Consider the following 5,242-nt stretch of genomic DNA (forward strand, 5'->3'; position numbering starts at 1 on the left):
CCCTACAAGGAGAGAGGCTTTAATTTTTCCCCCTTCCCTGTCTACGACACGCTCCGCGAAGGTAGGGAAGGGGGTTAGGGGGTTAGGGGGTTAGGTTTCACGTTAGCTTTTCCACATAACGTGAAAAGTCAGACAACATTAAGCCTTGAGATTACAACATTAAGCCTTGAAGTTACAGCATTAAGCCTTAAACTTACAATATTAAGTCTTAAACATATAATATTAAGCCTTGAGGTTATAACATTAAGCCTTAAAACTAGAACATTAAGCCTTAAGATTAAAACGATCGCACTTAACTCTCCAATAAAAAGGCGATATATTGAAGCAATTCCGAGAAATCACGGACATCAATAAAACAATTGGCAAAATAAAATGTGAATTTTGCTGAACTAGAATCTAGTTGAATTAAGCCAAAATAGCTTTGTAAAGCTTTAAAAAGTGTAAATTTATGGCTAGAAAGAAGCGTAGTTCCCGGATTCTAGAAAAAGCAGAGTTTAGAGTTGCCGGACTAAAAGCAATTGATCCAAATCTCAATTTAGATGATACTTGCAACTTGCAAAACTTGACGCAATTAATCGATAAATTTCACAATATGCTTGATGATTATAATGCTGCTATAGCAATGATAGACTCTTATAAAAAGAAGCTAGATGACATGGAAAAAAACTTAAGTCAGGTTTCAGATAAAATGCTGATGGGAGTTGGTTTTAAGTATGGTAAAAACAGTAGTGAATATGAACTTGCAGGCGGAGTTCGAGATAGTGAACGTATCCGTAAAAGCAGATTGACGCGCTTGAAATCTAATACAGATAAAACATCTAATGAAACTGCTATGACCGCTTAGTATAACAGTTCCCAATTGAGTGGAATATATATTATTATGGGGCAGGATATATTCTGCCCCTAGCTGTGTAGGTAATTAAAATATCTTCAGTGGATATTTGGCATCAAAACTATACTTTAAGTATAAAATAAAAAATCTCCTAAGCGATTACCAGTAAGGCTTTTAGACAGAAAATCGGGTAAACTTTGATAGCTAAGTTTTGCCTAAAAATACTTCATAATTAAGGTAAGAACATACAAAGAGAGAACACAAAAATGTTAGAAAAATATCGTCAACACGTTGCTGAAAGGGCAACCCTCGGTATTCCGCCCTTACCGTTAGATGCACAGCAAACCACAGAATTGTGTGAATTACTGAAAAATCCGCCCCAGGGTGAAGAAGATACATTATTACATCTATTGCGCGATTGGGCTTTGCCCACACTTCGTGAACGCATACCCCCTGGTGTAGATGCAGCTGCTTATGTGAAAGCTGGATTTCTTACAGGTATTGCTAAAGGCGAAATCACTAGCCCCTTAATTTCCTCAATTGAAGCAGTGGAATTACTGGGAACAATGGTAGGCGGTTATAATGTGCAGTCGTTAATTGAGTTGTTGCAACTCTCTACCAAATCATCAGAAGGTGATACCCCTTTGGTAATGGGAGGGGAAGGTAAAGAACCAATCGCCGCCGCCGCCGCTACTGCTCTCAGCAAAACATTACTGGTGTATGATGCTTTTCATGATGTGTTGGAATTAGCTAAAATCAATCCCTATGCCAAGCAGGTAGTTAATTCCTGGGCAGAAGCAGAGTGGTTTACAGTTCGTCCCCAGCTACCAGAATATATTAACGTCACTGTGTTTAAAGTTCCTGGGGAAACCAACACCGATGATTTATCTCCAGCCACCCACGCCACCACCCGCCCAGATATTCCCCTCCACGCCTTGGCTATGTTAGAGTCACGGCAACCGGGAAGCTTAGAAACCATTGTTGAGTTGAAGAAAAAAGGACATCCTGTGGCTTATGTCGGGGATGTGGTGGGTACTGGTTCATCTCGGAAATCAGCGATTAACTCTGTGTTATGGCATATGGGGCAAGATATACCCTATGTTCCCAACAAACGCGGTGGGGGTTATATTTTAGGTAGTGCGATCGCGCCTATTTTTTTCAACACTGCTGAAGATGCCGGTGCTTTGCCTATTCAATGTGATGTCACCAAGCTCGAAACCGGCATGGTAATTACCATCTATCCCTACAAAGGTGAAATTACCAATGAAGACGGCGAAGTCATTTCTACCTTCAGCCTCAAACCAGACACCATCCTCGATGAAGTCCGCGCCGGTGGACGCATCCCCCTACTTATTGGACGTACCCTCACCGACAAAACCCGTCAAGCATTAGGTTTAGAACCCAGCACCGTCTTCATCCGTCCCTACCAACCCAGCGACACAGGTAAAGGCTACACCCTCGCCCAAAAAATGGTCGGAAAAGCTTGCGGTTTACCTGGTGTTCGTCCCGGTACATCCTGCGAACCCATTATGACTACAGTTGGTTCTCAGGATACCACCGGCCCCATGACCCGCGACGAACTTAAAGAACTCGCTTGTCTCGGCTTCAGTGCAGACTTAGTCATGCAGAGTTTCTGTCACACCGCCGCCTATCCCAAACCCGTAGACATCAAAACCCACCACGACTTACCCGATTTCTTCTCCTCCCGTGGTGGTGTCGCCTTGCGTCCCGGTGATGGTATCATCCACTCTTGGCTCAACCGGATGCTGTTACCCGATACCGTAGGCACAGGTGGAGACTCTCACACCCGCTTCCCCTTGGGAATTTCCTTCCCCGCCGGTTCTGGGTTAGTCGCCTTTGCTGGTGCATTGGGTGTCATGCCTTTAGATATGCCAGAATCAGTATTAGTCAGATTCAAAGGGGAATTGCAACCCGGTATCACCTTAAGAGATATCGTCAACGCCATTCCTTACGTCGCCATGCAACAAGGGTTGCTAACTGTCGAGAAAGAGAACAAGAAAAACATCTTCTCCGGCAAAATCTTGGAAATAGAAGGCTTACCAGATTTGAAAGTAGAACAAGCCTTTGAACTTACAGATGCTTCCGCCGAACGTTCTTGTGCAGGCTGCACCATTAAACTGAGTGTAGAAACAGTTTCAGAATATCTGCGTTCTAATATTGCCCTATTCAAGAACATGGTAGCCAGAGGTTATCAAGACGCGCGTACTATCATGCGCCGCGTCGCCAAAATGGAAGAGTGGTTAGCAAATCCTGTGTTACTTGAAGCTGACACAGATGCAGAATATGCCGCAATCATTGAAATTGATTTGAACGAAATCAAAGAACCAATTGTGGCTGCACCAAATGACCCCGATAATGTTAAATTATTATCGGAAGTTGCTAATGATCCAGTACAAGAAGTATTTGTTGGTTCTTGTATGACAAATATTGGTCATTATCGAGCAACTGCGAAAGTTTTAGAAGGTGCAGGTGAAGTCAAAACTCGCCTGTGGATAGCACCACCCACCCGCATGGATGAACACCAGTTAAAAGAAGAAGGTGTATACAGCGTTTTTGGTGCGGCTGGTGCAAGAACAGAAATGCCTGGATGCAGTTTATGTATGGGAAATCAGGCAAGAGTTGCTGATGGCACAACTGTATTTTCTACCTCTACCCGCAACTTCAATAATCGCATGGGTAAAGGTGCGAGAGTGTATTTAGGTTCTGCCGAATTAGCCGCAGTTTGTGCTTTGTTTGGACGCATTCCCACAGTGCAAGAATATCTTGATATTGTGGCGAATAAGATTCATCCTTTTGCTGAGAATTTATATCGGTATTTGAACTTTGATCAAATCATCGGTTTTGAGGATGAAGGGCGAGTGATTTCTCAAGAGGAGCAAGCGTTGTTGGTATAGTTTAATTAGGGTGAGTCTTCATGGCTTACCCTAATATATTTCAAGAGAGTCAATTATGTGCATTACCAAATAGAATTTAAGCCCAAAGCAATTAAAGATTTAGAGAAATTTCCTGTAGATGTTAGAGAACGCATTATCAGTAAAATTGAAGCGATGCAAGATGATTTACAGGGAGACGTAAAACGCTTAACCAACTTTACGCCAGAATATTGTCTGAGAGTAGGTGATTATCGAGTTTTGTTTGAATTAGAAGAACAGACTATCATGATATATAGGGTTAAGCATCGTAGTAAGGCTTATGAGTAAAAGGAGTTGTAAAAATGATTGAATTACATCCTGAATTTTTAACAAAAAATGGTCAAAAGCAATTTGCTATTTTACCTTATGAGGAGTTTTTAAAAGTTCAGGAATTACTAGAGGATTTAGAAGATTTAAGAGATTTACAAGAAGCGAAAACAGAAGAAAAAGATAGTGCTTCGGTATCTTTAACCGAGGTAAAAAAAATGTTATTATAGCGTTTCCTAAGCAACTGAGGTACACCAAAATATTGTTTACCAAGGTTAGTAGCTTTGAAAACGTACCTCACTAGGTCGGAAAACGCTATATCCTAAATTTGCTAATTAGGGCGAGTCGTGATGACTCACTTCACTTGAGGAATAATTACTAATGACTCAACCCAATTTAATTAAACAAGCTGAAGCCAGTCACATTAGTCAAGAAAGTTGTTTAACAGAAATATTACAAGAAATTCAAGAAACACCCCAGGAATATTGGTCAAATTTACTGGAAATAATTCGAGTTTTTCGGAAAAGTTTCACTATTAAACCAAAGTTATTAACCAATTTTGTACAAGAAGATTTGGATAGCGGAACAAAAAAACTCTTACATCAACAACATCAAGCACTGAAGGAATTAACTAAAGAATGGTTAGAATCAGGAGATGAACAAGAACAAACAGAAACTTGGGAATATTTAAATCAAGCAGAGGAAGTTAGAAAAACAGGAAAAACTACTGCTGATTCTAAATCTCTTGATGGTTATGCCCACCACATATCAAACATTTAATATTTTTACAAGGCATCTGTATTGAATTTCAATTTCAAACCAAACTTTCGAGCAAGTTTTTGGTAACGCTTACACACATCCTCAACTGATATCTTTAATTGTTCAGCAGCAAACCTAACTTGCTCTTCATCAATCTCTTCCTGCATATAAAAAAATACATTAAAAAGATAAATGTCTCTAGAGAGCAGTTTGCGATCTATTTCATCCTCACAAGTCCAAGATAATGCTTTAAGCGTCATTATTCTCATATGTTGATTATCACAGTTTGACAACCTATCTAATAAAGTTTCTATAGTCTCTTCATTCCCAAGTTGTACTAGTGCTGTCTCTATCGCTTGCTGCACATCGTCGTCAGCATCATTCAATTTGGCAATTAAGGGTTCTACTGCTCGTGTATCCTTAATTTCACCCAATGCACTTGCGACTGCTT

At 40.5% G+C, this 5,242-nt stretch carries 6 protein-coding genes; 5 read left to right on the forward strand and 1 reads right to left on the reverse strand.

The features are described 5' to 3' along the window. Positions 1-448 precede the first annotated feature (448 nt). The 5 genes from VB693_RS28665 (at position 449) to VB693_RS28685 (ending at position 4,812) form a co-directional block, all read left to right on the forward strand. The gene (locus tag VB693_RS28665; RefSeq protein WP_323269234.1) at positions 449-844 is read left to right on the forward strand and encodes a hypothetical protein; all 396 of its coding nucleotides are present in this window, start codon (positions 449-451) and stop codon (positions 842-844) included. Positions 845-1,098: 254 nt separating this feature from the next. Next, a complete protein-coding gene (acnB, locus tag VB693_RS28670) occupies positions 1,099-3,747 on the forward strand; it encodes a bifunctional aconitate hydratase 2/2-methylisocitrate dehydratase (protein ID WP_323269235.1) in 2,649 nt (882 codons plus the stop codon). A gap of 57 nt (positions 3,748-3,804) precedes the next feature. Beyond that, positions 3,805-4,053: a type II toxin-antitoxin system RelE/ParE family toxin gene (locus VB693_RS28675; RefSeq protein WP_323269236.1), complete on the forward strand. Its 249-nt coding sequence runs from the start codon at positions 3,805-3,807 to the stop codon at positions 4,051-4,053. A 14-nt stretch (positions 4,054-4,067) separates the two neighbouring features. Then, positions 4,068-4,262, forward strand: coding sequence for a type II toxin-antitoxin system Phd/YefM family antitoxin (locus VB693_RS28680; RefSeq protein ID WP_323269237.1), 195 nt, complete (start codon positions 4,068-4,070; stop codon positions 4,260-4,262). Between the two features lie 151 nt (positions 4,263-4,413). Continuing rightward, the gene (locus VB693_RS28685; protein WP_323269238.1) at positions 4,414-4,812 is read left to right on the forward strand and encodes a hypothetical protein; all 399 of its coding nucleotides are present in this window, start codon (positions 4,414-4,416) and stop codon (positions 4,810-4,812) included. 5 nt (positions 4,813-4,817) lie between these two features. Here the strand turns inward: VB693_RS28685 and VB693_RS28690 are convergent. After that, the coding region (locus tag VB693_RS28690) for a HEAT repeat domain-containing protein (RefSeq protein WP_323269239.1) at positions 4,818-5,242 on the reverse strand (425 nt) is incomplete at its 5' end.

The sequence above is a fragment of the Anabaena sp. UHCC 0399 genome, assembly GCF_034931465.1.
Lineage (GTDB): Bacteria > Cyanobacteriota > Cyanobacteriia > Cyanobacteriales > Nostocaceae > Trichormus > Trichormus minutissimus.